Raw genomic sequence first — 25,244 nt, 5'->3', positions numbered from 1 at the left:
GTCGTCCGGCGGGTCGTCGGCGAGATCCCGCGGGCTCGCCTTCCTGAGGCGCCGGGTCCACGTTGGTGCCTCAGCGGGTGCCCGCGGCCAGAAACATCGGGATGGCGATCAGCAACCGCTCGTCCTGGGCGCGCCGGGTCTGCTCGCTGACCCAGTCCTCGGCTTCGTCGCCGCTGATGGCGCCGGCTTGCTGCGCGGCGGTGGCGTGCCCGACGAGGAGGGGCAGCATGGTGGCGCCGGTGAACACCGCCGTGTGGACCTCGACGTCGACGTCGTGGAACCCGGTGTCGCGCAGCAGGTTGCGGTAGGCGCGGGCGATGCGGGGGTGAGGGATGGTGTCGGCGCGGGCGTGCACGATGCGGCGGGTCAGGTCTGGCTGGTCGGAGTCGATGACCACGGTGTCCCAGTCCTGGCCGAGCAGCACGATCCGCCCGCCCGGTGCGAGGACCCGGCGGGCCTCGGTCAGCGCCGCGGGCGGATCGGGCAGGACGTGGTAGACCTTGTCCGCCCGGTAGCCGTGCGCCTGCCCGTCGGCCAGCGGCAGGTCGGCAGCGTCGGCGACGCGCAGGTCGATGTCGGGAAACCGGCTGCGGGCGGCAGCCAGCATGGCCGGGTCGAGGTCCACACCGATGGCGTGGGCTGCCTGCTCGGCCAGCTCGGCGACGGCGCGTGCGGTGCCGCAGCCGACGTCGACCACCGTCGCGTCCGGGGGTAGCCGCAGGAGTTCGTAGCTGCGCGCGCGTAACCGCGCGGCGGCGGGCATGGTCTCCGCGGCGTCGAGCATGCGTATCAGCGTGTCGATGTCGGTGTGTGCGGTGTGCGTGTCGGCCATGCGCCCGAGTGTGTGACTTCAGGTCGACCTGAAGTCAACCGAGCTGCTATCAAGGTGAGCATGACCTCCGGAGGGCGGGTGGAGTACACGATCGGGGAGCTGGCGGCTCGTTTCGGCCTGGCCACACATGTGTTGCGGCACTGGGAGGACGTGGGGTTGCTGTCGCCGGCGCGGCGGGTGGCGGGACGGCGGGTGTACGGGTCGGCCCAGGTGACCCGGGTCGCGGAGATCCTGCTGGGCAAGGACGCCGGGTTCAGTCTGGAGCAGTTGCGGGAACTGTTCGCCGCCCCGGATCAGGACCGGCGGCGCGAGGTCCTGCGTACCCAGCTGGCGCAGGTGCGGCAGCGCATCGCCCGGCTGACGCTGTCGCAGACGCTGCTGGAGCACGGCTTGCGGTGCCGGCACCCGGACTACCAGTCGTGTCCCCGCTTCGAGGCGATGGTGCTCGCGCGGCTGGACGGGGCGGGTCCGGCGGAGGCGCTGGACCACGGCTGACCGCGGCCGGGATGGTCCGGCCAGCTCCAGGGCCGGCAGCACTGGGGGCCACGCTGCCCCTCGCGCACGCCCTTGCACCGCGCGTTGTTCCGTTGCGGGATCGTCAATCGGTCCGGGTGCGCAGGCTCCGCGCCAGGCTGGGGATCATCACCGCCGCAGGGACGAGGTGCAGCCCGAGGAGGGCGGTGGTGGTGGCGGTGTCTGCCCCGGAGAGGAGGGGCGGGACCAGCGAGATCGCGGTCAGCGACCCTGCCGTCCACACGAATCGCTCGGCGGGGCGAGTGCTCCACCGAAGAAGAGCGACGGCAATGACGATGCCCACGACCGAGAAGAAGCCGGTCACCGCGGCGAACCCGGGCAACGGGATCGTCTCACCACCGTCGGGGATTTCGAAGTCGACGCCAACGGCCTGGGCAAGCGCAGCGGCGAGGGTGGTGGCCGCCATCGCTGCGAGCGTGGCGATGACGCCGGTGCCGGCGAGCCTGCGGAATCGGTGATTGCGGCCGGTTCGGCCCGGTGCCGGGCCTGCGACGACCCCGGTGTCATTCGTGCTGTTCATGTCGCCCCTCGGTATTCGGTAGCTGGCGTACAAGGTGTGTCGGCTGGTGAGGACGCCGGACGCGTCGCACCGTGGCGCCGACGCGCGCCAGGGCGAGCGTCCACACCGGGACTACTCCGTGCCGTCCGCCGGCAGCCGCTCCGGCAGCCCGAGCCGCGGGAACTGGTCGCCGTGGAACGTGACGATCTCGGTGATCGCCCCGCCGGTGATGCGCAGGACATCGATCGTCAGCGGCAGGTACGCCCCCTCCTGCTTGCGCCAGAGGTAGAAGGCGACGGCGGGCTGCCGGTTCACGAAGGTGGGGACGGCGCGCAGGCCCTCGAGGTTCGTGAAGCCGCTCTCGACCCAGTCGTTCACCACCGCGTCGCGGCCGACGTACAGGCCCGGCGTGGGCGGCATCGAGCAGCGGACGTCGTCCCGCAGCAGTGCGGCGAGCCTGTCGATGTCCGTGGCCACGCTGGCGTCGGTATAGCGGCGCACCAGCTCGCGCGTCCCGGGGTCCTCGTCGCCGCCGGTCCAGTCCTGCCGCTCGGCGGGCAGGTGTTCCCGCATGCCGGCGCGAGCCCGCTGCAGCGCGCTGTTCACGGAGTTGACGGAGTCCCCGAGCAGCTCCGCGACGTCCTTCGCCGGCCAGCCGAGCACGTCCCGCAGGATCAGCACGGCCCGGGGGCGCGGCGCGAGGTGCTGGACTGCGACCAGGTACGCCAGCTCGATCGTCTCCCGCGCGACGGCGACGGTTTCCGGCTCGTCCGCTCCGCCCGCGGGCAGCTCGTCGAGCAGCCGGTCCGGGTAGGGCTGCAGCCACAGCACCTCGCCGCCGCTCGCAGGCTCCGGGCGGCATTTGGCGAGCAGGTCCAGGCAGGCGTTGGTGGCGATCCGGTACAGCCAGGCCCGGAACGTCGACCGCCCCTCGAAGGTCTCCCGCCGCCGCCAGGCGCGCAGGAACGTCTCCTGCACGGTGTCCTCGGCGTCCTCGAACGAGCCGAGCATCCGGTAGCAGTGCACGTGCAGCTCCCGCCGGTGCCGCTCCGCCAGCCCCGAGAACGCCGACTCGTCGACCTCCCCCAGACCGCTCCCGCCCAGCTCCTTCAGCCGCGTGTCCGCACCCATCACGTCATCCTTCCGCCTCGTCGTGTCCCGTCGTAGGTATGACGGGTGCGGGCGCGACAACTCATCACCAGGGTCGGTCGGCATGGCCGTCGCGGAAGCTCTGACCGCCACGCCGCAGCTGTCGAAGTGCTGTGGTCGGCGGTACCGCAGGCCGCCCGCCAAGGTTGGCAATCAGCGCGGAGCGGGACCGGCGTCCTGGAGTCGGAAGGTGGTGGACAGGGGCGCATCCCCCAGCTCTTCGAGGATCGGTCCGCGCGTGGCGGACAGTTGCAGGTAGGCGTCGCGACTGCTGATCGCGTACGTGTCGTGGCCGCCTTCCTGCTCCTGCCGCACCAGGGAGAACCGCTGATCCGGCTCCCCGGGCTCACAGGCCGCCGCCACGACGGTCAGGGGATCACTCCCCCTGGCCTCGACCTGCCAACAGGCGCCCGTCCCTTCAGCGCCGGGCTCGGCCGCGCGGACGAGATAGGTGCCGTCGGACTGCGGCACGAGCACGAACGTCCGGCGCCCACGGTCGCCGTCGCCGACCACGGCGAGGCGACCGTCATCGGCCAGCCCGAGCGCCGACTCGGGAGCCGACGCCGGCACGACGGCGAACGACCGGCGACCGGCGAGCAGCGACTCCGCGCTCGCGGATGCCGAATCACCTGCTTGCGGGGCAGCCGGTCCGCCGGACAGCCCGCCGCCCTGCACCACGCCGATACCGGCGACTCCCGCCACCAGCGCACACAGCCCGCCGTGCACGGCGTACCTGCGCCGCCGGCGCGCTTCACCGCGACGACGTACGTCAGCCACGACGGGGAGCCGGCCGCCGGCCTGCACCTCACCGGCGATCGCCCGCAACGCGTCGTCGAGCCTCCGGTCAGATTCCACGATCGCTCCCGCCCACCGCAAGGTGATCGTCCTCGGTCAGGTGCGCCGCCAGGGCCTTGCGCCCCCGCGCCAGCCAGGTCTTGACGGTGTTCTGCGACGTGCCGGTCTCCCCGGCGATCTCGGCAACGCTGAGACCGACCAGGTGGTGAAGCACGACAACTCGTCGCTGTGCGTCCGGTATCCGCCGCAGGGCACCGACGAGCGCGACGTGATCGGGGGATGGCTGGTCCAGATACTGGCCCGCCACCTCGCGGCGGTGGGCGCGCAGCCGGTTCACCGCCTTACGCCACGCGCTGACCGCGGTGCGGTACGCGACCCGGCGCACCCACGCCTCCGGGCTGTCGCAGTCACGCACGGACGTCCACCGATCCCAGGCTCGGGCGTACGCCTCCGCCACGGCGTCCTCCGCCTCGGCGCGATCACCGATCATCGCGTACACCTGGCCCAGGACGCGGCGGGCGGAGGCGGCGTAGAAGGCGTCGAACTCCTGGGTGTCACGCATGGGTCATGGCGTTCCACAAGGCTGCTCGCCGCACTGGACGATCAGTCAGCGGCCCGCGCCGGACCGTTGTCCACCAACCGGAACCTGCTCGACGGTGCACCCTCACCGGGCTCCTCAAGGATCAGACCCGCCTTCGGCGCGTACCGCAGGACGGCGGACTTGTTGCTGATGGTGTAGGCCCGCGCGCCGGCGCCGGCCGCTATGCCGATCACGAAACGCTGGTCCGGGTCGTTCGAGTCGCACGGCGCAGCCTTCACCCGCAACGGCTGCGTCTGACCCGGGACATCGACCTGCCAGCACGACGGCTCATCTGCGGAAGGATGGCCGTTCGACCGATCGTATGCCTTGATCAGGTACGCGCCTCCGCCCAGGGGCGTCGGCACGAACAGCTGGCGCCCGCTGTCGTCGTCGACCTCGGCGAGGCGCCCGTCGCCGGTCATCGTCACCCCCGCTTCGAAACCGTCGACCCGCACGATCGTGACCTGCCGCGTGCCGGACAGTTCCGCGGGCACCTTGTCGCTCGTCGGCGTGGTTGCCGCCGCCGAGGCCGTCGGGCTGCCGCTCGCGGAGACGGTGGTGGGGGCCGACCCGCCGGCCTCGGTCGTCGCCGGCCCGCAGGCCCCCACCCCGGCAGCAACCGCCACCAGGCCCGCCACGGCCAACCACCTGCTCGTCGTCATGCTCACTCCTCGTGCCCGGGGGACGTGTCAGCCGTCTGCCACACGTGTTCCGGGTCAGTGCCACCGACCCGGAACATGCCGAAGACGCCTGGGACCCCCACCCGGTTTCACGAGTCCCCCGTCTTTCTCCCGCGTCTTCCCCGTGAGGCCGGTGGCTCAGGTGCACGACGGCACCACGCACTCCCCCGACCAGGTTCGGCGACAGCTGACCTCAGCCGGTCCGGAGCCGCTCGGACAGCTCGCAGACGGCAGCCTCGTACCGGTCGTCCGTCACGCACGGCCGGTGGCCGTGCATCGGGGGCCAGACGGTGTCGTTGCCGCGGGCGTCGAGCTGCTGCGGATCCCGGAGCCGGCGGTCCACCTCGGGCGGCCGCCGCGAGGCGTCGTCACCCGTACCGCTGGGCGTGAAGATCCAGCCACCGATCGGATCGGTGTCACGCCACAGGTTCACCCAGCGCCAGCCCAACCGGCGGCCCGCCTCGCTCAGGACGTCCGTGCCCACGTAGGCCGGGAACATCGTGCTGTAGAAGCGTCTGAGCGGGCAGCCGTGCGTCAGCAGAGCGACCCTGGAGAGCACGTACGGCTCCAGTTGCAGGATGCTCGCCAGAGCCAGTACCGACCCGTGGCTGTGCGCCGCGACCAGCACGTACCGCCCCTGCCGCGCCAGCATGCTGATGCGGCAGGCGAGTTCGGGCACGGCGCGCTCGGCGTAACACGGTGGGGCGAAGGGGTGGGCGGCACGCGGCCAGAACATCCCGAGGTCCCAGAGCATGCCGATGTAGCGGCGAAAGGCGAGCGTCCGGTAGGCGAACAGCCCTCCGAAGAGCAGACCGACGAAGAGCAGCGCCATCAGGTAGCTGCCGAACTGGGTGCCGGCACTGACGAAGTCGGACGGCAGGCTGACCAGACCCTCCGCGGCGACACTCGGCTGCAGCTCGGCCAGGGCCGCAGCGGTGAAGCCCAGGCTCAGCGCGACGACGCAGCAGTAGGTCACCGCCAGCGGGCCCAGGCGTTCCGTGAAATGCGCCCGGGCGATCGCGTCGCGAACCTGTGCCCGCCGCCGGGCCGTCCCCCCATCCACCTCGGGGAAGTCGCGCGCGACGATGCCGTCCGCCGTCCGCCGCCGGTGCCGCCAGGAGAGCACCACCATCACCGCGCCGGCGACCGCTGCGCCGATGACCGACAGGAAGAAGCCGAACATCGTCCACTTGTACGGCAGAACAGGGCTGGTGGGCAGTACGTCGGGGGTGGGCTGATCGCGGTCGAGGTAGTCCGAGACGCGGTAGTTGAACTCGGTGGCGAAGCTGACCGCCAGCCCCACCGCCAGACACGCGAACAGTGGCGCACCCAGCCCGCGCAGCCTCGGGCGGCTGCCCTGCCGGCGGTCCCGGCCCGCCAGTGCCGCAATCCCGAGCAGCGCCAGCAGCGTGCCCTGTGCCCCGAAGAGCAGGACCACCGCGACGTCGTGGCCGGGCAGTCCGTCCCCGGCGGGCCACTCGGTGCGGTCGAACGCGACCCGGCCGATGACGACGATCGTCACGGCCACGGCAGCCGACCGCAGGGCCCGGAGCACGCCGTTGATCACCGGGGTGCCGGCTGCGGCATCGATCACGGACGGTAGGCACAGCAGCACGACACTGACGCAGAAGACGGCCACGGCGCAGGCCGTGAGCACGACGTCGAGGAGCCTCGGTCCACGCGCGGACCATAGCGCGGTGATCAGACTGAGATCGAGCACCACGAGACCGGTCGCCACATGGATGGCGTGGAGCCGGCCCACTCCCGGCATGGCGTTCTGCGTCCCGATCGCGCCGAGTGCCGTGTCGGCCGTCGTGCCCGACGGCGGGATGAAGTTGTGGTACCAGTGACCGCACCGGGAGCCTGCCAGCCACAACACCCAGATCGCCGCGACGGGCACCAGCGCCAGCAACGCCATGCGCAGCCCGACGGGTTGACCCCCGAGCCAGGACAGCCAGGTGCGGCCTGCGAGGCAGTCGCCCCGGGACATGCACTTGCAGGCGAGCAGGTCCAGCGCCACCCCGACGAAGGACAGGACGTACAGGACCGTGAGGCTCAGGCCGACCAGCCGGCAGCCGACCCAGACCACACCGCCGCTGATCTTCGCCCTCGGCCGCATCCACGCTGCCGCGTTGCACGCCATGAACGGCAACAGGAACACCAGCGACAGGGTCCTCGCCGCGGCTCCGCTCGGCAGTTCGCTCCATCGGTAGGTCTCCAGCACCACGCCGCAGGCGCCTCGGGAGTCACCGTAGCCTTCGCGGGGCCGGTAGAAGCCACCCTTGTGATCGCCGGCGACCCGCTGCACGTGCGGCCGATCGAGGATGTCGTCCGCGTCGCCACCGGACACCCCGTGCACCCGCAACTCGACGACGTCACCGGGCGGACGGTGCAGCAGCCGTGGGTGCCACGGCGGAGATTCCGGCATCCATACCTCGCACGACGTGACAAAACGCGGACTCGAGCGCTTGCCCGCCGCGCATACCCGAACGGGACCTTGGCAGACCCCACGAGACTCTCCGCCTTGGCAACTACCGGCGCGGTTGGTCGACCGGCTCCGCACGCGACGATCCACCTGGCGCGATCTGCCTGGTCGCTCAGGGCAGCTACTCCGCCGGGACGGCCCTCGGTGCCGCCCGGACGTGCGCGCGTTCGCATCGGCCACACCGGCCCCGGCGGGCCACGGCTACGACCGAAGCACCTCAGACGCGCAACGCCGTCGCCCGGTCACGCCCCAGTTCGGTCGGCCGGCCTGACCCCCGTTCGGCAGGCCGGCCGCTCCGCGCCGGTCACGCCTCGTCAGGCGGCAGGCTTCGCCTCGTCGCGCAGTTTGACGCTCGGCTGCCCCGCCGCCACGGCGGCCCGCCGGACCGCCAGGGTCTCCCGGATCCGCCGCCGGGCCGCCCGGCATCGTTGCTCGTCGCGGTGGCTGCGGTGAGCTCCCCCAAAAATCATGTCCGACTCCTGAACGACACCGGGCCCGGCAGGCATCCGGACCTCGCGGCGGCAACAGAGCCGGTACGGCTCCGGAGCCCGGTCCACGACAACGTCCAAATACCCTTGCTTGACGAAGCAAAGTTAGTCCTCATCACGTCGCCGAACAAGCATCACCCGTATGTTCACGGTCACAGAGGGTAGGCGACCGCATCGATGCAGAAGCGGCCGCGGGATCCTTCCTGCGGCCGTTTCTCGTACCTGCCCCTGCCCCCGCGGCGAATCGTATTGCGCAGGACGGCTCCGGTTCGGCCCACTAGGGTTGCCTCGGCCACGCCGCCCCGCGCCCGCCCGGCTCGGCGAGCACCCTGGCCCTGCACGCACCACGGAGGTCAGTGTGATCAGACCCTCCACGCCCGAGGACGCCGCGCACATCGTCGAGCTGGTCGTCGCGGCCGAGATGTTCACCGCCGACGACGCACCCTTCGTCGAGGAGATGATGGCCGGCTACTTCGCGCTCGACCAGGCCCAGGGCCACCGGTGCCTGGTGGACGCCGACAGCGACCTGGTGGGGGTGGCGTACTACCAGCCGAAGATCGCCGCGGACCGGGTGTGGGACCTGTCGATGATCGCTGTGCGTCCCGACCGGCAGGGCCAGGGACGGGGCTCCACGCTGATCCGACACATCGAGGACGACCTGCGCGAACGGGGCCAGCGGCTGCTGTTGGTCGACACCTCCGGCACCCCGCAGTACGACCGCACCCGCGGGTTCTACCGTCGGTGCGGCTACGACGAGGAAGCCCGAATCCGCGACTACTGGCAGGCCGGCGACGACCTGGTCGTCTATCGCAAGGCACTCGCCTCCTGACCGGGCTACGGCCCGCCTCGGTTGCGGGCCGCGACCGGGCGGCGAGCCGCAGCCCCGGGTGCCCGCTCCCGCGCGGAAGGGGCACCCGGGGATCCGCACGGATCAGCAGGCGGTCCGGCGCAGGCCGGTGATCTGGAGGGCGGCGAATCCGGCGACCACCACCGCCTGCGCGATCACGAGCGCGACGCCGAGGGTGGTCAACGGGAACCAGCCGGCGACGAGCAGCTCGACGCTCGCGGCGACCCAGGCGATGTTGACGGCGATCACGACTCCCACGGCGGGCCGGCTCACCGCCGGCCTCGACCCGAGGTAAACCAGGGCGGCCGCGAAGACGACCAGGAAGGCGCCGACGGGGTAGAGGAGGCCGGCGGGCAGGCCGAACAGCTGGCCGAAGATCGCCGCGACGGCGAGATAGACGATCCCGTTGGCGCCCGAGCCGATCGCGTCCTGCTTGAGGGCGAAGCGGAGCAGCTTGGCGTCGTCGGCGGTCCGGACGGTGCTGGCGATGGTGGCCATCTCAAGGTCCCTTCGTGGTGCTGACGTGCGTCTGTTCACGAAGCTACGGAGCTGGCGGCCATGCCGAATCCGTCATCGTGACGGTAGGTTGCCAGTCGTGCTGCACGGGCGGGCTGAGGAACAGGCGGAGATCGACCGGCTGGTGGACGGCGCCCGAGAAGGTCGCAGCGGCGCCCTGGTCCTCCGGGGTCCGGCGGGGATTGGCAAGTCGGCGCTGCTGGAGTACGCCGCGCTGCGGGCGACCGGCATGCGGGTGCTGCGCGGTGTCGGCATCGAGTCCGAGGCGGCGTTGCCGTTCGCCGCACTGCACCTGCTCCTGCGGACCGGGTTCGACCGGATTCACGCGCTGCCCGACGCGCAGGCGAGGGCGCTCGGCGGTGCCCTGGGGCTGCGCGATGCGCCACCGGAGAGCCGGTTCCTGGTGGGCCTGGCCACCCTCAGCCTCCTGTCCGAGCTGGCCGGAGATGGCGGGCTGCTCTGTCTCGTGGACGACGCGCAGTGGTGCGACGAGGCGTCCTTCGACGCCCTGGTGTTCGCGGCGCGCCGGCTCGGGGCCGACGGCGTCGCCATGATCTTCGCCGCCCGTCCGGACCTTCCGGTCACCGGCCTTCCCGAACACCGTCTCGCCGGGCTGGACGACACGGCGGCCGCCGCGCTGCTCCCCGCCGATCTTCCGCCGCAGGTACGGGAGCGCCTCGTCCAGGAGTCGGCCGGCAACCCGCTGGCGCTCATCGAGCTGCCGGCCGCGCTGACTCCCGAACAGCGGACCGGGCGGTTGTCGCCGGTGGGCACGATGCCGGTGGCCGAGCGGGTCCAGGAGGCGTTCCTCGCGCAGATGGCCGCGCTGCCCGAGGCCGCGCGCACCGCGCTCCTGGTGGCGGCGGCGGACGGTTCCGGCGAACTCGCGACGTTGGTCGCCGCTGGCGCTTCGCTCGACGGTCTGGAAGCCGCCGAGCGGAGCCGGCTGATCGGGATCAGCGGGACGGCCGTCGGTTTCCGTCATCCCCTCATCCGGGCGGCCGCGTACCAGAGCGCGTCCGTGAGCCGGCGCCTTGCCGTACACCGGGCACTCGCCGACGCGTTGACCAGCTCGACCTCGCCCGACGCCGCCGACCGGCGTATCTGGCATCTGGCCGCGGCCGCGCTCGGTCCGGACGAGGACGTCGCGCGGCAGCTGGAGGAGGCAGCCGGCCGAGCCCGTACCCGGGGTGGCCACGCCGCGGTGGCGGCCGCCTACCAGCGGGCCGCCGAGCTCACCGTCGATCCGGTACGTCGATCCGCCCGGTTGGCCGCGGCGGCACTGGCCGCGAGCGACGCCGGTCTGACCGACCGTGCCGCCGCGCTCGCCGACAGCGCCACGCCCGACGTGGACGACCCGGCGATGATCGTGGCGTTGACCCAGGTCCGCGCCCACCGCGAGGTCGAACTGGGCACCCCGCTGGCTGCGGGCCGGATCGTCCTCGACGCCGCCCCCCGGGTGGCGGTGCGCGACCCCGAGCAGGCGACCTGGCTGCTGGTGGAGGCGGTTCGCTGCGCCTGGTTCGCCGGTGACGCGCCGCTGGCCGGACAGGCTGCGACGGCGCTCCACGAGCTGCCGCCGACCGGTTCGCCGCTGGTCGGCCAGGCGGTGGGGCTGGCCCGGCTGCTGGCCGGCGACCTCGCGGGTGGGCTGCCGCTCACCGGCGGCGCGCTGGACGCGTCCGGGCTTGCCGGGCTGGGCGTACCGGGGTTGACCTTCGCCGCCGGCGCCGCCCTCGCGACGGGCCGCGCGGCCCTCTGCGAGGAACTCACCGGGCGGGTCGTGGCGGACTGCCGGAAGAGCGGGATGATCGGCTGGCTGGCGTTCGCCCTTCAGGACCAGGGGTTCGCGCAGGGTCTGCGGGGCCGGTACGGGGAGGCGAGGGCGACCCTCGACGCGGGGCTGCGGCTGGCGACCGACCTGGGTCATGAGCACCGGGTCATCCACCTCACGTGCTGCCTCGCCTGGGTGCTCGCCCATCAGGAGGACGTGGCGGGGTGCCGCGCGAGGGCCGAGGAGGGCGTCCGGCGGGCCGACGACCGCAAGCTGGTCCTCGCGGCGGCCCTCGGACGCTGGGCGCTCGGGCGTCTCGAACTCGGCCTGGGGAATGCGGACGCTGCTCTGGAGCAGTTGGAACGGATCCCGCGGACCGGGATCGGGGCGCTCGCCGCCGCCGATCTCGTCGAGGCGGCGGTCCGCAGTGGCCGGCCGGAGCGGGCCGGTGAGCCGTTGGAGCGCTACCTGACCTGGGCGCGGCATGTCCGTCAACCGGCCTCAGACGCGGTGGCCCTGCGCTGCCGGGCCCTGGTGGACCAGGACGAACCGTACTTCGTTGCCGCCGTCCGTGCCCACGACGGTGACGACCAGCCGCACGAGCAGGCGAGGACGCGGCTCGCCTACGGCGAGTGGCTGCGACGGGCGCGGAGGCGGGCGGATGCGCGCGCGCAGCTCCGCGCCGCGCTGGACGTGTTCGACCGGCTGGGCGCGGAGTCGTGGGCCCGGCGGGCCCGCACCGAGCTGCGCGCGACAGGGGACGTGCCGGCCGCGCCGCGCCGGGCCGGCGACCCGCTCAGCGTGCTCACCGCGCAGGAACGCGAGGTGGTGCGGCTGGCGGCCGGCGGCGCCTCCAACCGCGACATCGCCGCCCAACTCTTCCTCAGCCCACGGACCGTGGGCTACCACCTCTACAAGGCGTTTCCCAAGCTGGGGATCACGTCGCGGGCTCAGCTGGCGACGCTGGCCGGGGTCGCGGCCGCCGAGTGACGACAGCCCGGCTCTCCTGGTGCCTCCAGCTCTGCTGCTACTCCGACCTCATCCGGGGTCAGTGTCCAACGGTCAACTTGTCGCGAGCCACGAGTGACTGCGAGAAGCTACTGTCCCCTCGTTTGCGGCCGATTCGTGTGTCTTACTGATTCCCGATAGGCGCCGCGCTCGTTGGCCGGCAGCCGATACAGGAGAGTTAGATCGCGGGGTGAACTCGTACGCGCACGGGTGTACCGTCACGTCGCGCAAGCGGCCACGATCCTGATCTCCGATCGATGAGCGTCCGGCGACTGCTCGGCTCTACTCTCGGATCCTCACTGAGCTGATCCGGCGTGGCGTTGTTAAGTCGCGCGACGCCCCTGCCGGTGACCTGGCGGAGTCCGTCGTTGCGAAGGCCTATCGCGGCGAGCTTGCGCCGCAGTCGGAGAAGAGCTGGGACGTTCGTGCGGCGGACGGCATCTTGTTGCAGGTCAAGTGCCGCGTCATCGAGCCGGGCAGCCGGCGTACCTACGTTTGCTCGCCGTTTCGGAGGCCATGGGCTGTGAGTAGGCACACACCTCGGACAGAACGGCCTCCTGTTACCGCAGGAGGCCGTTCGCGTAGAGCGTCCAGGGGCGACGAACGGCCCGCCTTGGTACACAGAGGCCCCTGTCGGCTACCAGACTGTCGCGCCCGTCCTCGGCCGTCCGCGCACCATGCGCGGATACTGCCGGCAACAGCAGCGCACGGCTCTCTGCCTGCGCGAACTGCTGGGACGGGATCTCAGGACTGAGGACCAAGGGGCGGGACATGTATCACGCGCCCGCTACAAGACGGCATCGGCCAGGCAGATCTCCATGCTGGTACCCACCTATCATCCATAGGCAGTTCTGATGGTGCGCGGTTGCGCACTGTCTACAACGGGGGAGATTCATGTGGAGTCGCCGCATGCCTGAACACGGCGGTCTTGATGACCGGCGGATCCAAGATGCGCGGATCTTTGTCGCGAACCTGCAGGACGTGGTGTCGCGTTTACCGGTCGGAGCTCCGGCCCCGGCGATCACCGTCGACGCCTCTGACCGCACCGGGTCCGTTCACTGCCTCGTGGATTTGCTCGGCACGCCAGAGCGGGTCGCCATCGATGAAGACTGGTGGCAGCGCGTCGGTCCTGCTGGGGTAGGTCGGGCAGTGTGGCAGGCCCTGGAGTTCGCCCGGTCAAAGGCGACGATGGCACGGCTCACCCTTGCCCGCCACGGCTGCTCGAATCCTGACCGACGGCTCGACTACTCGCAGGTTCTTGCCGACGGGCCGGCGGAACCCATGCCGGACTACAACAGTCCTCGTCTGGGCGGTGTCCTCGTCCGCAAGACCGAACGCGCCATGACGATCCTCGACCGCGCCGAAGCGCTCAGGCAGGCCAGAGAGACTGAGCGAGAGCGAGTCATCACGGGTCCGCGTGGCCTCTTCCGCGTCGTCATGTCAGGCGCGGTCATTGCCCGGGTCGAAGCCAATGAGCAGGTTCTCAAACCTTCCGACGCCGCCGGGCTGGCCGAGGACGCCACGCAGGTTCTGCGTCGAGCGACAGATCACCAGGCCGGGTTGGAGTAAGAGTGACTGATTACAACTGGTACTCCGATCAGGCTGTCGAGGTCGCTGTTGAAGGCATCCGCGATGAAGCGAAGAAGTGGTTCGACCTCTCAGACCGCATGGCCCGCGTAGCTGCCCTCGCCGCCGACCAGGGCCTGAGCAGTGCCGCCTTCTCCGTCACCGACCTGAGCAACGCGGTCACCGCGCCCGACCTTCAGCAGGGCTACGAGAAGATGCAGTTCTGGCTCACCGACCTGTTCCGACAAGCGGTCACCGAGTTCGACAAGTTCGGTGGGGCGTTGAAGCGGTGCGCCGACTGGTACGAGGACACCGACGTCAACGCCAAGCACGACTTCGACCAGATCGCCTCATCCTGATGCACCGCACACCGACGGGGGACCTGTGACTCATCCAGGCACCGACTCCGACTTCGCCCCGCTGATCCTGCTCAGCTACCGCCAAGGCGTGAAGACGCTTGAGCGCGCGCTGGGTGACATCCAGCGCGAGTGGCAGTCACTGATCGACAGGATCAACAGCCTGCTGGCGCGGGTCCAACACGAGCTGAACAACGACAGCATCTGGGCCACCCTCTCCGAGTGGTGGACCGAGGAGATCACCGACGCCATCAAGCGCGTACGGAAGCTCGTGCAGGAGATCGGCACAAAAGTTGGCCAGATCATCGGCGCTCTCCAGAAGGCGGTCGACGGATCCGTACCGGTCGGATCCCTCTTCGAAACCGGCTTGGGCTGGGCCACCCAGGTCAACCCGCTGCTGTCCGGCCTCGGCCCGGACATGACAGGCTCCGGCAAAATCGACAGCTGGCGCGGACCCGCCAAGGCGACCTACGAAAAGCGCGTCTTGGACCAGATCGCCGCCGTCAACTCCACCACCGAGAAAGTCAAGGCCACCAGCGCCTGGCTCGCCGACGTCGCCGAGGCCAACACCGCGTACATGGTCCAACTCGGCGAGCGGGCCGCGGAGGTCGTCGGCGCCCTGACCGTCGTCGCCATCGACGGCACCGCAACCGCAGCCGGTGCCGTCACCCAACTCCCTCTCACCCTCCAGGACTTCTCCGAGTTCATCGGCACCGCCGTCACCGAGACCCTCCAGTACGGGTTGAACCTGTCCAACCGCCTTGCCGAAGTCCTGAAGCAGATCACTACCCTCGCAGCGGAGTACGGCGACCACACGGGCCTCCCCGGTGGCAAGTGGCCGCAGCCGGTCAACCTGTGAATCAGCAAGAAATCCTCGGCAGCGGCTGACAAGGAGTCACCCATGACGACCGAAAACAAGCAGGTAGTCCGCCGGACGGCGCTGCCGCTCACGGCCCTCATCGTGCTCGCGGCCGGCTGCACCGAACCCGACACCTCTCCACTGCCGAACACCCTGCCAACGACCACGGTTGCACCGTCCTCCGACAGGCCACTCCCACCGGCCACCGGGACCTGGACCAGATTGGCTGAGAAGTGCCCACAGCTCACCAATCAAGCAGCCAGCGGGCTCGGCGTCGGTGGACAAGGCCGACCCACCCCCGACTATCGGAGCACCGCCACAATCATCACCGCGGACTGCCAGTGGGGCTCCACCGACGGGACCGGAGCCAGCGTCACCGCCCGCCTAGTCATCTACCCCGCACAACCAGCTGCGGACGCGGCGTGGCAAGCACTCACCGCCGGCCGAACCCAGCCCACCACCGGCGTAGGTGACGAAGCCTTCGTCACCATCGAGCCCCCCGCAGTCGCCGTCCGCGCCCGATCCAACAATGCCGTCGCGACCATCCGGCTTCTGTCCCCGTCAGCCACCACTGCAAACGAGCTGGGGGAGCTTGAACCAGCCGCTGTCACCATCACCCGGGACGTGCTCGACGACCTCCGGTAACGCCGCCTCACTTGGCGTTGAACTGGTGCCGGGTGCCAGGCAAACCGGACAAAGGTCGCCCATCATTCGCCTGAGCTGCACAAACACTCAGCATCGGATGTCGCCGATGGTCACTACTGGTTGACGTTCAACAGCCTGGCGACGGCCTGAAGCCAGCCGCGCTGGGCGGCTGGCAGCCGTCCGTGTCGCGGCTGATGGCTGTCACCATTGCTGTCGACAGCCAGCGCGGGTGGGAGGGTGAGCGCGTGGGGCTGAACACGGTGACGACGAGGACGAGGCAACCGCCAGGGCGCAGTAGGCGCGCGCAGGCGGTCAGCAGCCATGCCAGACGGATGCGGTTGGTGGGGTCGTCGGCGTCGAGGGGCCAGCAGGCCACAATTAGGCTGGTCGCCTCCGCCAGCGATCCGCTGTCGGGTGCGGTGGTGGCCGTGTCGCTGGGCAGGTGGGTGTCGGTTAGGTCGTCGCCGAACCAGGCATCGATGTCCGACGGGGCGTCGTTGTCGTCGGGCGGGGCGGCCATGTCGGGGTGAGTCGGCGGGGTGGCCACGATACAAAGGTTCTTGGTCTCCGGAGGCCTGTCGCTGGTCACCGGGCCACTCAACAACCACGTCTTCCCGGCCGAGAGCACCCCCTGGGCCGGGCAGTGGAGCAAGTTCCATCCCGCCACGCCACCGAGGACGGCCATACCGATACGTGCCCCAGCCGTGGTCCACGCGGCCAGCCGCCTCATCGCGTACGTCGCCGGTCCGTTGTCACTGTCGCCGCCGCGCCCCGACCTCGCGGGTACCCGCCGGCGGTCGGGGCAGGCGTGCGCCCGGATCCGGTGCCGCGGTCGTGCGGGCGCGTCGGCTCTCTTGACCGCCAACTTACTGCTTTACTAGGTTACTAGCAAAGCAGTAAGGGGCTACCGTGTTCGTCTTCCGGCTCGACACCCACTCCGGCGTGCCGCCGTACCTGCAACTCGTCCAGCAGGTCCGCCAGGCGGTGCTGCTGGGCTTTCTCCAACCCGGTGACCGCCTCCCGCTCATCCGCGAGGTGGTCGAGGACCTGGCGATCAATCCGAACACCGTCGCCAAGGCGTACCGGCAGATGGAGCAGGAGAACCTGGTCACCGGCCGGCCCGGCCAGGGCACGTTCGTCAATGAACAGCAGTCGGCCGTGATGTCGGCATCGACGTACACGTCGCTGCGCCGCGGCCTGGCGACCTGGCTGCGCCGCGCCTACGCGGCCGGCCTCGACGAGCAGGCGGTCAACGCGCTTTTTACTTCCGTCCACCAGCAGACGAGGAATGAGGACGTGGCGTGACAGCGACCGAGTTCGCGCTGCGCACCGACGGTGTGGGCAAGCGGTACCGGAAGGGCTGGGCGCTGCGCGACTGCACCCTGGCCCTGCCGGCGGGCGGCGTGATCGCCCTGGTCGGGCCGAACGGCGCGGGCAAGACCACGCTGCTGCGCCTGGCCGTCGGGTTGCTGGCACCGAGCACCGGCACGGTGGAGGTCCTCGGCCACGACGTCACCGCCAGCACCCCGCAAACTCTGTCCCGGGTCGGGTTCCTGGCCCAGGACCACCCGCTGTACAAGCGCTTCACCGTCGCCGAGATGCTCCGCTTCGGCCGGGCCTGCAACCTGCGGTTCGACCAGGGGCTGGCCGAGCGCCGACTGGCGAAGCTGGGCATCCCGCTCGACCGCAGGGCCGGTACGCTCTCCGGCGGGCAGCAGGCCCAGGTCGCGTTGGCTCTGGCCCTGGCGAAGCGGCCGGACCTGCTTGTCCTCGACGAGCCAGTGGCCAGCCTCGACCCGCTGGCCCGGCACGAGTTCCTGCAGGTCCTCATGGGCGCGGTGGCCGAAGGCGGGGTGACCGTCCTGTTCTCCTCCCACGTCGTGCACGAGCTGGAGCGCGTCTGCGACCACCTGGTCGTGCTCAACCACGGCCGGGTCACGCTCACCGGTGACATCGACACCCTCCTCGCCGAGCACCGGCTGCTCGTCGGCCCGCGCACGGCCACCGACCTCGACCGGGCCGGCGCCGTCGTGGAGGCCGTCCACAGCGACCGGCACACGACCCTGCTGGTACGCGACGGCGGGATCCCGGCCGCGCCTGGGTGGCAGGCCCAGCCGGTCGCGCTGGAGGACCTGGTGCTGGCGTACCTGCGCCGGCCGTCCGAGCCGAGCGCCGCGGTCACGTCGGAGGTGGCGGCATGACGTGGTTGATCTGGCGCCAGCACCGGACCGAGGTCTGCGTCCTGGGTTTGCTTGTCGGCATGTTCGGCATTGCCCTGCTCATGCTCGGGACGCAGGCCCACGACCTGTTCCCCGGCGGTCCCGCCCGGTGTGCGGGAGAGGCCGGTATCAACGAGGCCTGCGCGGCCTCCTTCCGTCGGCTCGACGAGGAGTACGGGTACGTCGAGAACCTCCTGGCGGGCTTCTATCTGGTCCCCGTCGTCATCGGTGCGTTCCTCGGTGCGCCGCTGCTCGCGCGCGAACTGGAGGACGGCACCTGGCAGCTCGCCTGGACGCAGGCCGTGCCGCGGATGCGCTGGCTGGCGGCCAAGCTCGCGGCACTGGCCGGCGTCACCGTCACGCTCACCGGGATGTTCACCGCGGTGCTCACCTGGTTCCGTCAGCCATTCGACGCGTGGGAAGGGCGGTTCCAGTACGACGCCTTCGACCTGGAGGGACTTGTTCCGGTGGCGTACGCGCTGTTCGCGTTCAGCGTCGCCACCGCCGCCGGGGCGATCCTGCGGCGCAGCCTGCCCGCGTTCGGCGTCGCGTTCGGGGCGTTCCTCGCCGCCCGGATGTCGGTGGCGCTGTTGGCCCGTCCCGCGTACGCCACGCCGCTCACCACCATGGAGCCGGTCGGAGTCGGCGGCTCGAAGGACCAGGTGGGGCACCGGCCCGTGCCCAGCTTCGCTGACTGGGTGATCGAACACGGCTACGCAGACGCCGCCGGGCGCAGGCTGAGCTGGACCGAGTACTACGAGCTGGAGGGTGCCGCCAACCGGGCCGGCACCAATTTCAACCAGTTCCTGCACGCGCGGGGCATCCAGCAGTTCGGGGTCTACCACCCGGCCGACCGGTTCTGGACGTTCCAGCTCATCGAGGCGGCCCTGTTCATCGCCGTCGCGGCGATCCTGATCGGTGTGGTGGTGTGGCGGGTACGGCGCCGGATGATCTAGTGCCCTGACCACAAACGTTCACGGTGTTGGTTGACACGCTGTTCGGCTTGCCGGCCGGGCGGCGTGTCGACGTTCACGCTGTGTGGATGGCAGAGCTCGCTTCCCCCGGGGGTGTGGACACCGGGTTATGCCGCAATCGGTAGCAGCGTAGTGGGTTCGAGGGTTCGTTCGTACTCGGCGGGGCTGCGCGGACGAAGGCATCCAACACCTCGCCGGTCAGGCCGGCCGCAGCCGCAGCAGGGATAGGCAGCCTGACACCGACTCCGATGACGTCCTGCAGCGCATGTTGTTGCGCGCCGAACTCGTCGTAGGAGACGGCAGCACCAACCGCGTCGAGGCCCCTGAATCCGGTGCACAGCGATCCGATGCGCGGCCCTGCGAGCGAGCCATTCAACCCCTCTGCCCCACGTCGCCCAGGGCCGCCTGACAGGACGAGCCTGCGGGGCCGGCGGGTTCGCCGTGCGCGCACGAGGCTTCCTGAGTAATGGCGGAGGCGGGCACCTTGGTGAAGATCAGGACGTCTTCGTGGGTGATCAGGTGCAGTGGGGTGCCGGCGGTGCGGGCTTTGCGGACGGCCTGGAGTTGGAAGAACGACGGGCGGGCGACGAGGTGCCCGTCGCGTACCGCGGCGAGCAGCGCGACGCAGCGTTCGGTTGGTGTCAAGCCGGCGCGGACGGCGGCGGCGATGACGGCGGAGGGCAGGTCGACGAGTTGGCTGTTCCTGCGCCAGGGGCGGGTGGTGACCACGACGGTGCCGCCGGAGGCGTCGGCGTCGTCGGGACCCGCTATCTGCTTTCCAGCTATCGCGGCGGTTGGCGTGCGCCGTCTTCTCCGATCGGAAATCCCGGCGTTTCAAGTTCACGTCTGGGCTCTGCCCGTCGTCAGCCGGGCGGTGGCTCGGTCGTCGATGTCGCGGGTCGGGTCCGTCGGGGCCGAGGAAGACGACGTCGATGTCGCGCCCGCGCGGCGGGTCGAAGCCGCATCGTTTCTCGTCAACGGGTCAGCCACGCTCGGCTGATTCAATGAGTGATGAGGTCGTCTGTGCCGTAGTGGCTCCGCCTGCTGCCAGGATGTGAGGACGCGTCGTTGCGGCAGCGGCCGTGCCGGGTGTCTGGCGCTCGGACTGCCGTCTCCGCCGTCCGTAAGGGCTTGAGGGCCTTCCCTTCGAGGCGGTGCTGAACACCCGCCGCAGGCGCACATCATCAAGGGCTTGACCGACATGGCAGTAGGTCAAGCCCCTGATGATGGTCTAATGCGCCCCACGGACCTGGCACCTGAGGGAGAGATCCTTAGGGAATCAATCCTCTACGACGGGATGGAGCGGTGACAGGAACGGGTCGAGGCGTTCGGTGATGCCACCCCGCGCCATAACGTGGACCAGGAACGCGTTCGGTCCGGGAGGAACAGGCATCTCTTCGTCTTTTTCGTAGAGAAGGCCATAGGAGCCCGGTAGCCGTCGTGCCACTAACTCGAGCACCTGGCGCATCCTCGCCGCCTCGTCCCGACGTCGGTTCGCCACTCCGTGCAGGAGCAGGTGGTACTCCCCGTTGAGTACCGTCACCTCCGCCGAGACATTCATCGGGAAGTCCAACCCGGCTATCATCTCGTTCAGCTCATCGATGATGGCGTTGAGCTGGCCGGTGTCTGACTCCTCGGTGGTCTGCGCGAGGCGAAACCATCCGTGGAACTCGTACACGTCACCCTCCGAGCGGTCTGGTGTCGATGACGGGCTCGATGCCGTACCGGACACCGTATTCGTGCAGCTTCCTGAGCACTCCACCCGCGGGTGGCCCCTCGAAGGCCCACGGCCACAGTATCGTCCGCCAGGTCGCGGAGCAGATAAACGGTTACCTGTGCCGGGTGGCGGTTGGGTAGCGTTGCCGCGCGTGATCGAGCTTGTCGAACAGCCCACCGTCTCCGCCGTTGTGGTCGGATCGCGGGCGTACGGGCTGCACGGCCCTGGTTCCGACTACGACCGGCGTGGCGTGTACGTGACGCCGACCCGTGCGTTCTGGCGCCTGGATAAGCCGCCCACCCATCTCCTAAGTGGGGCGCCCTTCCGTTCATCCGCGGGTCGGTGGAGGCTTCGGTAAATCCCAGATCCGTTCGAATTCGTCGGCCACCCCGGGCCGGTTCCAGACCAGCCGGAGACCGTCCTCAACCGATTCGATTTCCTCGGCCAAGGGCCCGGACACGACGAATTCGTGGGGAATCACCCGGCCGGCCGCGTCTTTCCGGTCCAGCGGGTCCGGGAAACGCAGCGCCATCCTCGCGCCGGCCCTGTGGCAGATCTCGGCGGCATCCCCCGCACCCGAGAAGGCTTCCTCGTACTCCAGGAGCGGATCCTTCAATCCGCCCTTAAGGAGGAACCGGAAACCCCAGGTCCGCCCGCGAGTGGCCCAGATGATGCTTCTCGACGGCTCCGTAGCAGGATCTGCTCCCGTTCGCCCCGGTCCAGGTCCATCCGGAAGCCGGACAACGTCGCGGCGAGGTGATCACGTCGGGCCAGCGCTTCGGAGTTGATCTTCCGGAGTTTGTAGCGCAGCGCGGATCGGCCATGAACGCCTGCAGCACGTCCTCTTCATCGCTCACCTCGGGTGTCAGGCGACGGGGCGCAGTCGCCGGATGCTGCGGTCGGGGCTGTCTGGCTGGGTGGTGTCCCAGCGGCGCTGCAGGGCGTTGACGAGGTTGGTGATCATTGGTTCGGTGACGTGGCTGTAGATGCCTCTGACGCCGGCGAGGCGGTGTCCGAGGCGGCGGGCTTGGGCGATTTCGGGGATGCCGTCTTCGATGAGCCAGGTCTTGTCGGTGTGGCGTAGGTCGCGTACCGCGCCGACGCCCTACTCGAAGCCGACGACCTTGAGGGACTGCTGGAGCATGCGATCAACTCCAACGACACCTACGTCCGGCGGCGGCTGGCCATGCTCTACGAACGGCGGGGAGATCGACGGGCCCTGCGAGAGTTAGCCACCTTCAGCCGGCGGGGTGCCCGGCACTGGGCGGCAATGCTGGCTCGCCAGAAAGACCCTGGTGAGCTGCTGCGAGCAGTGGTGTGCGGAGACGGCTTCGCCCTCCGGGCGTTGCGAGACTGGCCGCTTTCCGGCCCCGACGATTCGCAGCGCGACACCATCCTGCGCTTCGGCTTGACCCCAGAAGGCCGCCCGGTCCGCAGCGTAGGGAGACCGCAATCGAGCTGACCCGGTCGAGGCCAGCCACTCGCCGAAGGACCGACCCCCGCAGAGACCGGGTTCACTGTTCTCGGGCATGAGAGTGCGCGGGGCGTGGCTTCGTCGCGTGTCCTGTCGGGGGGCGCCGTGCGGGGTAGCGAGGTCTTCGGTGCTGCCGGTGGTTCGCGCGGCGGATCGGAGGCTCAGCGCAGGGCGATGTGGGCGTCGGTGAGGAAGCGGTCGCGGTCGTCGCCGTGAGCGATTGCCGCGTTGTAGACGGCGTCAATCGCGGCGGCCAACGGATTGTCATTTGCCAGGGCGATCAGAGCGGGGAACGCGACGGCCTGCTGGAGCACGCCGGCGACGCGCCGGGTGCCGGAAGCTTCAGAAGCCAGGTGGAGCGTGATGGTGGCGTGCGGCATCTCGGGATCGGACAAGAGCTGGTTGAACGCGGCGGTGCCGCTCTGCTCGGTGAAGGATCGGGGCAGTGGGCGGTCGGCCTCGGCGGCGGCGAGCGCGTCGGCGATCCACCCGATCTGCTCCAGCCCGGCTACCCGCATCGCGCGGCGGGCAGCCCAGCAGGCCACCTCGCGCTGGCGGGTGGCGGGCAGCGCGTCGATGCGGTCGAGCAACGGACGGTCGATCCGGGCCAGGGACGGCGCCTGGCTGGGCAGCCCGCGGACGGTATCCGACGGCGGAGCACCTCCCCACTCTGCGGCAAGGCGCTCAGCCTCCAGGCGGCGGGTCTTCTCGACCAGCGCGGTCGCCTCGGCCGCCTGCCCACGCAACGTCTCCACCCACGGATACGACCCGGCAGTGTCGAGCAGATGGTCCCAGATCACGCCGAGGGCGAAGGCGTGCCGGCCCAACACTTCCTCGTGTCGCAGCTCGAAGCCGTCGGGGCCCGACGTCAGCCGCACGGTGCTCGGCTCGTCGTCTGGCAGCGTGGTCAACGGTTGAGGGAAGATCGGCTCGCCGGCGGTAGCCCACGACCAGATGAGCGCCTCGCCGTCGACACGGTCCAGCCGGACCGCCAAGTCACCAGCGGGCAGCACCCCCACCGAGACCTCGACCGGCGCGGGTCGGCGGCGGATCACCGTCACCCGGGACAGGCCGGTGTCGTCCATGTACGGGTCGGGTGGCGGCGGCCCGAGGAGAGCCGGACGACCGGACGGGCGCGGTACCAGGGACAGCATCGCCCACTCGGCAGCCTTCGCCGGTATCTGCTCCCACTCGCGGCCCCCCGGGTCGGCAAGCACGGTGCGCCATGGCGTCTCCTCGGAGACCGCCCAGATGTGCAGCTCATGTCGCTCGGGCGGGTCGTCGTCGGTGCGTACGGTCTCGTGCAGGCGGTCGCGCGCGTGCACCCGCACCCGGATCAGCCCCCGCGGGACGGCGACGTCGGTGAGGGCCGCCGCGGTGTCGCCCATCAACCCGACGACCGACAGTCGGCCGCTGGGACTCCAGAGGGTGGCCTCACTGATCGCGTCCCAGCCGACGTCGACCCCTGCAGGAGGACCGGGCAGAACACGGACGCGTGCCTCGATCGGGCCGGTGTGTATGCCGCAGAAGCCGGTGAATTGATGCGGCCCGCCGACGTGCAGCAGGCCGTCGCCGAGGGTGTAGATGTTCAAGTGGGACGAGCCCGGCACCGTTGACACGTTGTACTGGCAGTGACTGACGAACAGCCGCGTCCACTCGGTCACGGGTCCCGCCATTTGATGATCTGCGCCATGCAAGCCGTCCACGCGCGGATCCTACGGCCGCCGTCCGACACGGCGCGTCCGACGGCCGACGCCTGACGGCACCCGTCCAGCCGGGTCGAGGGCCACCCGTTGTCGGGTCAGCTGACGCGCGGAGAGGTCGTCTAGGGTTTTGCGTATGTCGATTCTCGAGTCGGAAAGGGAACCCGAAGGTTCCGCGACGTGGCATCGGGGTTGCCTGCGCCGACCGGCCCGCGGGCTGCTGTCCTTCCTGCTGGTGCTCGCTGCCGTGGTGGGATGCGGTGAGCCTCCGCCGCCGGGTGGCTACCCGTCACCGTCGAAGACTCGGGTCGACGAGTTCGCCGTCATCGAGCAGAGGCTGATCGACCAGGGTAAGGCCCTCGTCGCCGGTGACGAGGCCGGTTGGCTCGCGGCCGTCGACCCGGATGATGAGAAGTTGGTGCAGCACTACCGGGACCTGTTCCGGACGCTGCGGGCCCTGCACGTGACCCGCTGGGACCTGACGTTCTGGATCCCACCGATCTTCTCCGGCGCGCAGGCCAACAACGTCAACGTCGACGTCTGGTACTGCCTGGCCACCACGCCCTGCCCCGAGGTGAAGAAGTCCGACCGCGGGGTGCAGGGACCGGTGCCGCAGGTCCGAATGGTGCTCAACTTCGGTATCCGGGGCCCCTACGCCCAGTACCTCATCACCGATCTGCGGCGGCCGGAAGCCGACAGCCTCGCGGCCCGTCCGACACCGTGGGAATCCGGGCAACTCCGCGTCACCGACGGGACCAGGGTCACCGTGGCGGCGCCACCCGGGCAGGAGGACCGGCTGAGCGAGGCGGTCGCCGCGGGTGACCGGGCGGCCGCGGTGACCGACCGCTACGCCCGCCTGCTGGGCAAGCAGCCACCGGCTCGGTACCTCGTCTACCTCGCCGGCGACAAGGAATGGGCCACGTGGAACGGTGGCGGCCCGGGACGCCACTACGCCGGATACGCCCACGAGTCGGGGCGGCTGCAGTACGAGGTCGTGGTGCGCACCAGCAGCGAAACGGACCTCACGGACCTGCTGAGGCACGAGTTCGGTCATGTGGCCACCCTGACCGGCGCCGATCGGGCAGGCGCTAGCGTCGTCGACGTCTACAAGTGGTTGACCGAGGGCATCGCCGAATACATCGAGTCCCAGGGAGCTTCACCGACGGCCCGTCCGACGATGACCGCCGCTCGCGACTGGCTGCGCGGACAGCGCCGGATGACGAAGCTCGGCCTGTGGCCGCTGACGCCACAAGCCAACCAGAAGGAAATCACGGCCTTCTACGGCATCAGCCACCTCGCCGTGGACTGCATGGCTCGCCGCTACGGCGAGGACAACATGTTCGCCTTCTTCTCCGGCGTGATGCACCGGAGACAGAGCCCTTATGACGTGTCCCCGACCGCGTACCGGGAAGACTGGGACACCGTGCAACGCACCTGCATCACCCAGATCTACCGCACACTCCGCCTCTGAGAACTGCCCGCATGGCCTTTGCTACACGTTGCGGGACAGAGTCGGGGCGACGCATGCCACGGATCAAATCCCT

25 protein-coding genes and 2 pseudogenes are annotated in these 25,244 nt (G+C 70.2%); 13 read left to right on the top strand and 14 right to left on the bottom strand.

Translation table 11 applies throughout. From position 1 onward, the window contains the following. Window positions 1-70: 70 nt before the first annotated feature. Complete coding sequence (locus ACSNN7_RS01165) at window positions 71-832, bottom strand: methyltransferase domain-containing protein (protein ID WP_436678599.1); 762 nt, start codon at window positions 830-832, stop codon at window positions 71-73. A 60-nt stretch (window positions 833-892) separates the two neighbouring features. Here ACSNN7_RS01165 and ACSNN7_RS01160 point away from each other — a divergent pair, with 60 nt between their 5' ends. Next, entirely contained in the window at window positions 893-1,327 is a 435-nt protein-coding gene (locus ACSNN7_RS01160) for a MerR family transcriptional regulator (protein ID WP_436678598.1), read from the top strand. 103 nt (window positions 1,328-1,430) lie between these two features. Here the strand turns inward: ACSNN7_RS01160 and ACSNN7_RS01155 are convergent, their stop codons facing one another. The 7 genes from ACSNN7_RS01155 to ACSNN7_RS01125 form a co-directional block, all read right to left on the bottom strand. Then, complete coding sequence (locus tag ACSNN7_RS01155; RefSeq protein ID WP_436678597.1) at window positions 1,431-1,886, bottom strand: DUF6069 family protein; 456 nt, start codon at window positions 1,884-1,886, stop codon at window positions 1,431-1,433. 111 nt (window positions 1,887-1,997) lie between these two features. Beyond that, window positions 1,998-2,996: an RNA polymerase subunit sigma-70 gene (locus ACSNN7_RS01150; RefSeq protein WP_436678596.1), complete on the bottom strand. Its 999-nt coding sequence runs from the start codon at window positions 2,994-2,996 to the stop codon at window positions 1,998-2,000. A 171-nt stretch (window positions 2,997-3,167) separates the two neighbouring features. Beyond that, window positions 3,168-3,869, bottom strand: coding sequence for an RICIN domain-containing protein (locus ACSNN7_RS01145; protein ID WP_436678595.1), 702 nt, complete (start codon window positions 3,867-3,869; stop codon window positions 3,168-3,170). Then, window positions 3,859-4,371 (bottom strand): sigma-70 family RNA polymerase sigma factor, encoded by a 513-nt coding sequence (locus ACSNN7_RS01140; RefSeq protein WP_436678594.1) that lies wholly within the window; start codon window positions 4,369-4,371, stop codon window positions 3,859-3,861. The genes ACSNN7_RS01145 and ACSNN7_RS01140 overlap by 11 nt, the downstream gene beginning before the upstream one ends. A gap of 41 nt (window positions 4,372-4,412) precedes the next feature. After that, window positions 4,413-5,051 carry a hypothetical protein gene (locus ACSNN7_RS01135; RefSeq protein WP_436678593.1) on the bottom strand — a complete coding sequence of 213 codons (639 nt, stop codon included), beginning with the start codon at window positions 5,049-5,051 and terminating at the stop codon, window positions 4,413-4,415. Between the two features lie 211 nt (window positions 5,052-5,262). Continuing rightward, window positions 5,263-7,644 carry a hypothetical protein gene (locus tag ACSNN7_RS01130; protein WP_436678592.1) on the bottom strand — a complete coding sequence of 794 codons (2,382 nt, stop codon included), beginning with the start codon at window positions 7,642-7,644 and terminating at the stop codon, window positions 5,263-5,265. A 224-nt stretch (window positions 7,645-7,868) separates the two neighbouring features. Then, window positions 7,869-8,024, bottom strand: coding sequence for a hypothetical protein (locus ACSNN7_RS01125; RefSeq protein ID WP_436678591.1), 156 nt, complete (start codon window positions 8,022-8,024; stop codon window positions 7,869-7,871). Between the two features lie 376 nt (window positions 8,025-8,400). Here ACSNN7_RS01125 and ACSNN7_RS01120 point away from each other — a divergent pair, with 376 nt between their 5' ends. Next, window positions 8,401-8,871 (top strand): N-acetyltransferase family protein, encoded by a 471-nt coding sequence (locus ACSNN7_RS01120; RefSeq protein WP_436678590.1) that lies wholly within the window; start codon window positions 8,401-8,403, stop codon window positions 8,869-8,871. Between the two features lie 102 nt (window positions 8,872-8,973). On the opposite strand, the gene ACSNN7_RS01115 is transcribed toward ACSNN7_RS01120, so the two are convergent. After that, window positions 8,974-9,387 (bottom strand): hypothetical protein, encoded by a 414-nt coding sequence (locus ACSNN7_RS01115; RefSeq protein ID WP_436678589.1) that lies wholly within the window; start codon window positions 9,385-9,387, stop codon window positions 8,974-8,976. Between the two features lie 97 nt (window positions 9,388-9,484). On the opposite strand from ACSNN7_RS01115, the gene ACSNN7_RS01110 reads away from it, so the two are divergent. From ACSNN7_RS01110 to ACSNN7_RS01090, 5 genes are all read left to right on the top strand, one after another. Then, window positions 9,485-12,169 carry a helix-turn-helix transcriptional regulator gene (locus ACSNN7_RS01110; protein WP_436678588.1) on the top strand — a complete coding sequence of 895 codons (2,685 nt, stop codon included), beginning with the start codon at window positions 9,485-9,487 and terminating at the stop codon, window positions 12,167-12,169. Between the two features lie 927 nt (window positions 12,170-13,096). Further along, the gene (locus ACSNN7_RS01105) at window positions 13,097-13,756 is read left to right on the top strand and encodes a hypothetical protein (protein WP_436678587.1); all 660 of its coding nucleotides are present in this window, start codon (window positions 13,097-13,099) and stop codon (window positions 13,754-13,756) included. 2 nt (window positions 13,757-13,758) lie between these two features. Next, the gene (locus ACSNN7_RS01100) at window positions 13,759-14,112 is read left to right on the top strand and encodes a hypothetical protein (protein ID WP_436678586.1); all 354 of its coding nucleotides are present in this window, start codon (window positions 13,759-13,761) and stop codon (window positions 14,110-14,112) included. Between the two features lie 88 nt (window positions 14,113-14,200). Next, window positions 14,201-14,968, top strand: coding sequence for a hypothetical protein (locus ACSNN7_RS01095; RefSeq protein WP_436678585.1), 768 nt, complete (start codon window positions 14,201-14,203; stop codon window positions 14,966-14,968). A 42-nt stretch (window positions 14,969-15,010) separates the two neighbouring features. Next, entirely contained in the window at window positions 15,011-15,613 is a 603-nt protein-coding gene (locus ACSNN7_RS01090) for a hypothetical protein (protein ID WP_436678584.1), read from the top strand. A 127-nt stretch (window positions 15,614-15,740) separates the two neighbouring features. On the opposite strand, the gene ACSNN7_RS01085 is transcribed toward ACSNN7_RS01090, so the two are convergent. Continuing rightward, window positions 15,741-16,202 carry a hypothetical protein gene (locus ACSNN7_RS01085; protein ID WP_436678583.1) on the bottom strand — a complete coding sequence of 154 codons (462 nt, stop codon included), beginning with the start codon at window positions 16,200-16,202 and terminating at the stop codon, window positions 15,741-15,743. 320 nt (window positions 16,203-16,522) lie between these two features. Between ACSNN7_RS01085 and ACSNN7_RS01080 the strand changes: the two genes are divergently transcribed. From ACSNN7_RS01080 to ACSNN7_RS01070, 3 genes are read left to right on the top strand one after another with little or no spacing between them, the layout of a single operon-like run. Further along, complete coding sequence (locus ACSNN7_RS01080; RefSeq protein WP_280838381.1) at window positions 16,523-16,918, top strand: GntR family transcriptional regulator; 396 nt, start codon at window positions 16,523-16,525, stop codon at window positions 16,916-16,918. Next, window positions 16,915-17,814: an ABC transporter ATP-binding protein gene (locus ACSNN7_RS01075; protein WP_436678582.1), complete on the top strand. Its 900-nt coding sequence runs from the start codon at window positions 16,915-16,917 to the stop codon at window positions 17,812-17,814. Before ACSNN7_RS01080 ends, ACSNN7_RS01075 begins: the two co-directional genes overlap by 4 nt. Further along, window positions 17,811-18,788, top strand: coding sequence for an ABC transporter permease subunit (locus tag ACSNN7_RS01070; protein WP_436678581.1), 978 nt, complete (start codon window positions 17,811-17,813; stop codon window positions 18,786-18,788). Before ACSNN7_RS01075 ends, ACSNN7_RS01070 begins: the two co-directional genes overlap by 4 nt. 390 nt (window positions 18,789-19,178) lie before the next feature. On the opposite strand, the pseudogene ACSNN7_RS01065 reads toward ACSNN7_RS01070, so the two are convergent. Beyond that, window positions 19,179-19,547 (bottom strand): annotated as a pseudogene (locus tag ACSNN7_RS01065) (site-specific DNA-methyltransferase); the annotation flags it as partial. Between ACSNN7_RS01065 and ACSNN7_RS01060 the strand changes: the two are divergent. Next, window positions 19,528-19,806 (top strand): hypothetical protein, encoded by a 279-nt coding sequence (locus tag ACSNN7_RS01060; protein ID WP_436678580.1) that lies wholly within the window; start codon window positions 19,528-19,530, stop codon window positions 19,804-19,806. The pseudogene ACSNN7_RS01065 and the gene ACSNN7_RS01060 sit on opposite strands and share 20 nt — an antisense overlap. Window positions 19,807-20,085: 279 nt before the next feature. On the opposite strand, the gene ACSNN7_RS01055 is transcribed toward ACSNN7_RS01060, so the two are convergent. Next, a complete protein-coding gene (locus ACSNN7_RS01055) occupies window positions 20,086-20,484 on the bottom strand; it encodes an Imm7 family immunity protein (RefSeq protein WP_436678579.1) in 399 nt (132 codons plus the stop codon). Between the two features lie 190 nt (window positions 20,485-20,674). Here ACSNN7_RS01055 and ACSNN7_RS01050 point away from each other — a divergent pair. Then, window positions 20,675-20,830 (top strand): annotated as a pseudogene (locus tag ACSNN7_RS01050) (DNA polymerase beta superfamily protein); the annotation flags it as partial. Window positions 20,831-20,851: 21 nt separating this feature from the next. Here the strand turns inward: ACSNN7_RS01050 and ACSNN7_RS01045 are convergent. Both ACSNN7_RS01045 and ACSNN7_RS01040 read right to left on the bottom strand, forming a co-directional pair. Continuing rightward, window positions 20,852-21,139 carry a hypothetical protein gene (locus tag ACSNN7_RS01045; RefSeq protein WP_436678578.1) on the bottom strand — a complete coding sequence of 96 codons (288 nt, stop codon included), beginning with the start codon at window positions 21,137-21,139 and terminating at the stop codon, window positions 20,852-20,854. A gap of 1,019 nt (window positions 21,140-22,158) precedes the next feature. After that, window positions 22,159-23,703, bottom strand: a complete 1,545-nt coding sequence (locus ACSNN7_RS01040; protein ID WP_436678577.1) for a hypothetical protein — start codon at window positions 23,701-23,703, stop codon at window positions 22,159-22,161. A 133-nt stretch (window positions 23,704-23,836) separates the two neighbouring features. Here ACSNN7_RS01040 and ACSNN7_RS01035 point away from each other — a divergent pair, with 133 nt between their 5' ends. Then, complete coding sequence (locus ACSNN7_RS01035; RefSeq protein WP_436678576.1) at window positions 23,837-25,171, top strand: hypothetical protein; 1,335 nt, start codon at window positions 23,837-23,839, stop codon at window positions 25,169-25,171. Window positions 25,172-25,244: the final 73 nt, after the last annotated feature.

The organism is Micromonospora sp. URMC 105 (assembly GCF_051386295.1).
Classification (GTDB): Bacteria; Actinomycetota; Actinomycetes; order Mycobacteriales; family Micromonosporaceae; genus Micromonospora.
Note: the sequence above shows the minus strand (reverse complement) of the source record. Positions and strands in the feature narration are given on the sequence as shown.

Bases quoted from the DNA above. Each gene is read 5' to 3' on its own strand.
- ACSNN7_RS01165 (WP_436678599.1), bottom strand. From the start codon at position 832: ATGGCCGACACGCACACCGCACACACCGACATCGACACGCTGATACGC.
- ACSNN7_RS01160 (WP_436678598.1), top strand. From the start codon at position 893: ATGACCTCCGGAGGGCGGGTGGAGTACACGATCGGGGAGCTGGCGGCT.
- ACSNN7_RS01155 (WP_436678597.1), bottom strand. From the start codon at position 1,886: ATGAACAGCACGAATGACACCGGGGTCGTCGCAGGCCCGGCACCGGGC.
- ACSNN7_RS01150 (WP_436678596.1), bottom strand. From the start codon at position 2,996: ATGGGTGCGGACACGCGGCTGAAGGAGCTGGGCGGGAGCGGTCTGGGG.
- ACSNN7_RS01140 (WP_436678594.1), bottom strand. From the start codon at position 4,371: ATGCGTGACACCCAGGAGTTCGACGCCTTCTACGCCGCCTCCGCCCGC.
- ACSNN7_RS01135 (WP_436678593.1), bottom strand. From the start codon at position 5,051: ATGACGACGAGCAGGTGGTTGGCCGTGGCGGGCCTGGTGGCGGTTGCT.
- ACSNN7_RS01125 (WP_436678591.1), bottom strand. From the start codon at position 8,024: ATGATTTTTGGGGGAGCTCACCGCAGCCACCGCGACGAGCAACGATGC.
- ACSNN7_RS01115 (WP_436678589.1), bottom strand. From the start codon at position 9,387: ATGGCCACCATCGCCAGCACCGTCCGGACCGCCGACGACGCCAAGCTG.
- ACSNN7_RS01105 (WP_436678587.1), top strand. From the start codon at position 13,097: ATGCCTGAACACGGCGGTCTTGATGACCGGCGGATCCAAGATGCGCGG.
- ACSNN7_RS01090 (WP_436678584.1), top strand. From the start codon at position 15,011: ATGACGACCGAAAACAAGCAGGTAGTCCGCCGGACGGCGCTGCCGCTC.
- ACSNN7_RS01070 (WP_436678581.1), top strand. From the start codon at position 17,811: ATGACGTGGTTGATCTGGCGCCAGCACCGGACCGAGGTCTGCGTCCTG.
- ACSNN7_RS01035 (WP_436678576.1), top strand. From the start codon at position 23,837: ATGTCGATTCTCGAGTCGGAAAGGGAACCCGAAGGTTCCGCGACGTGG.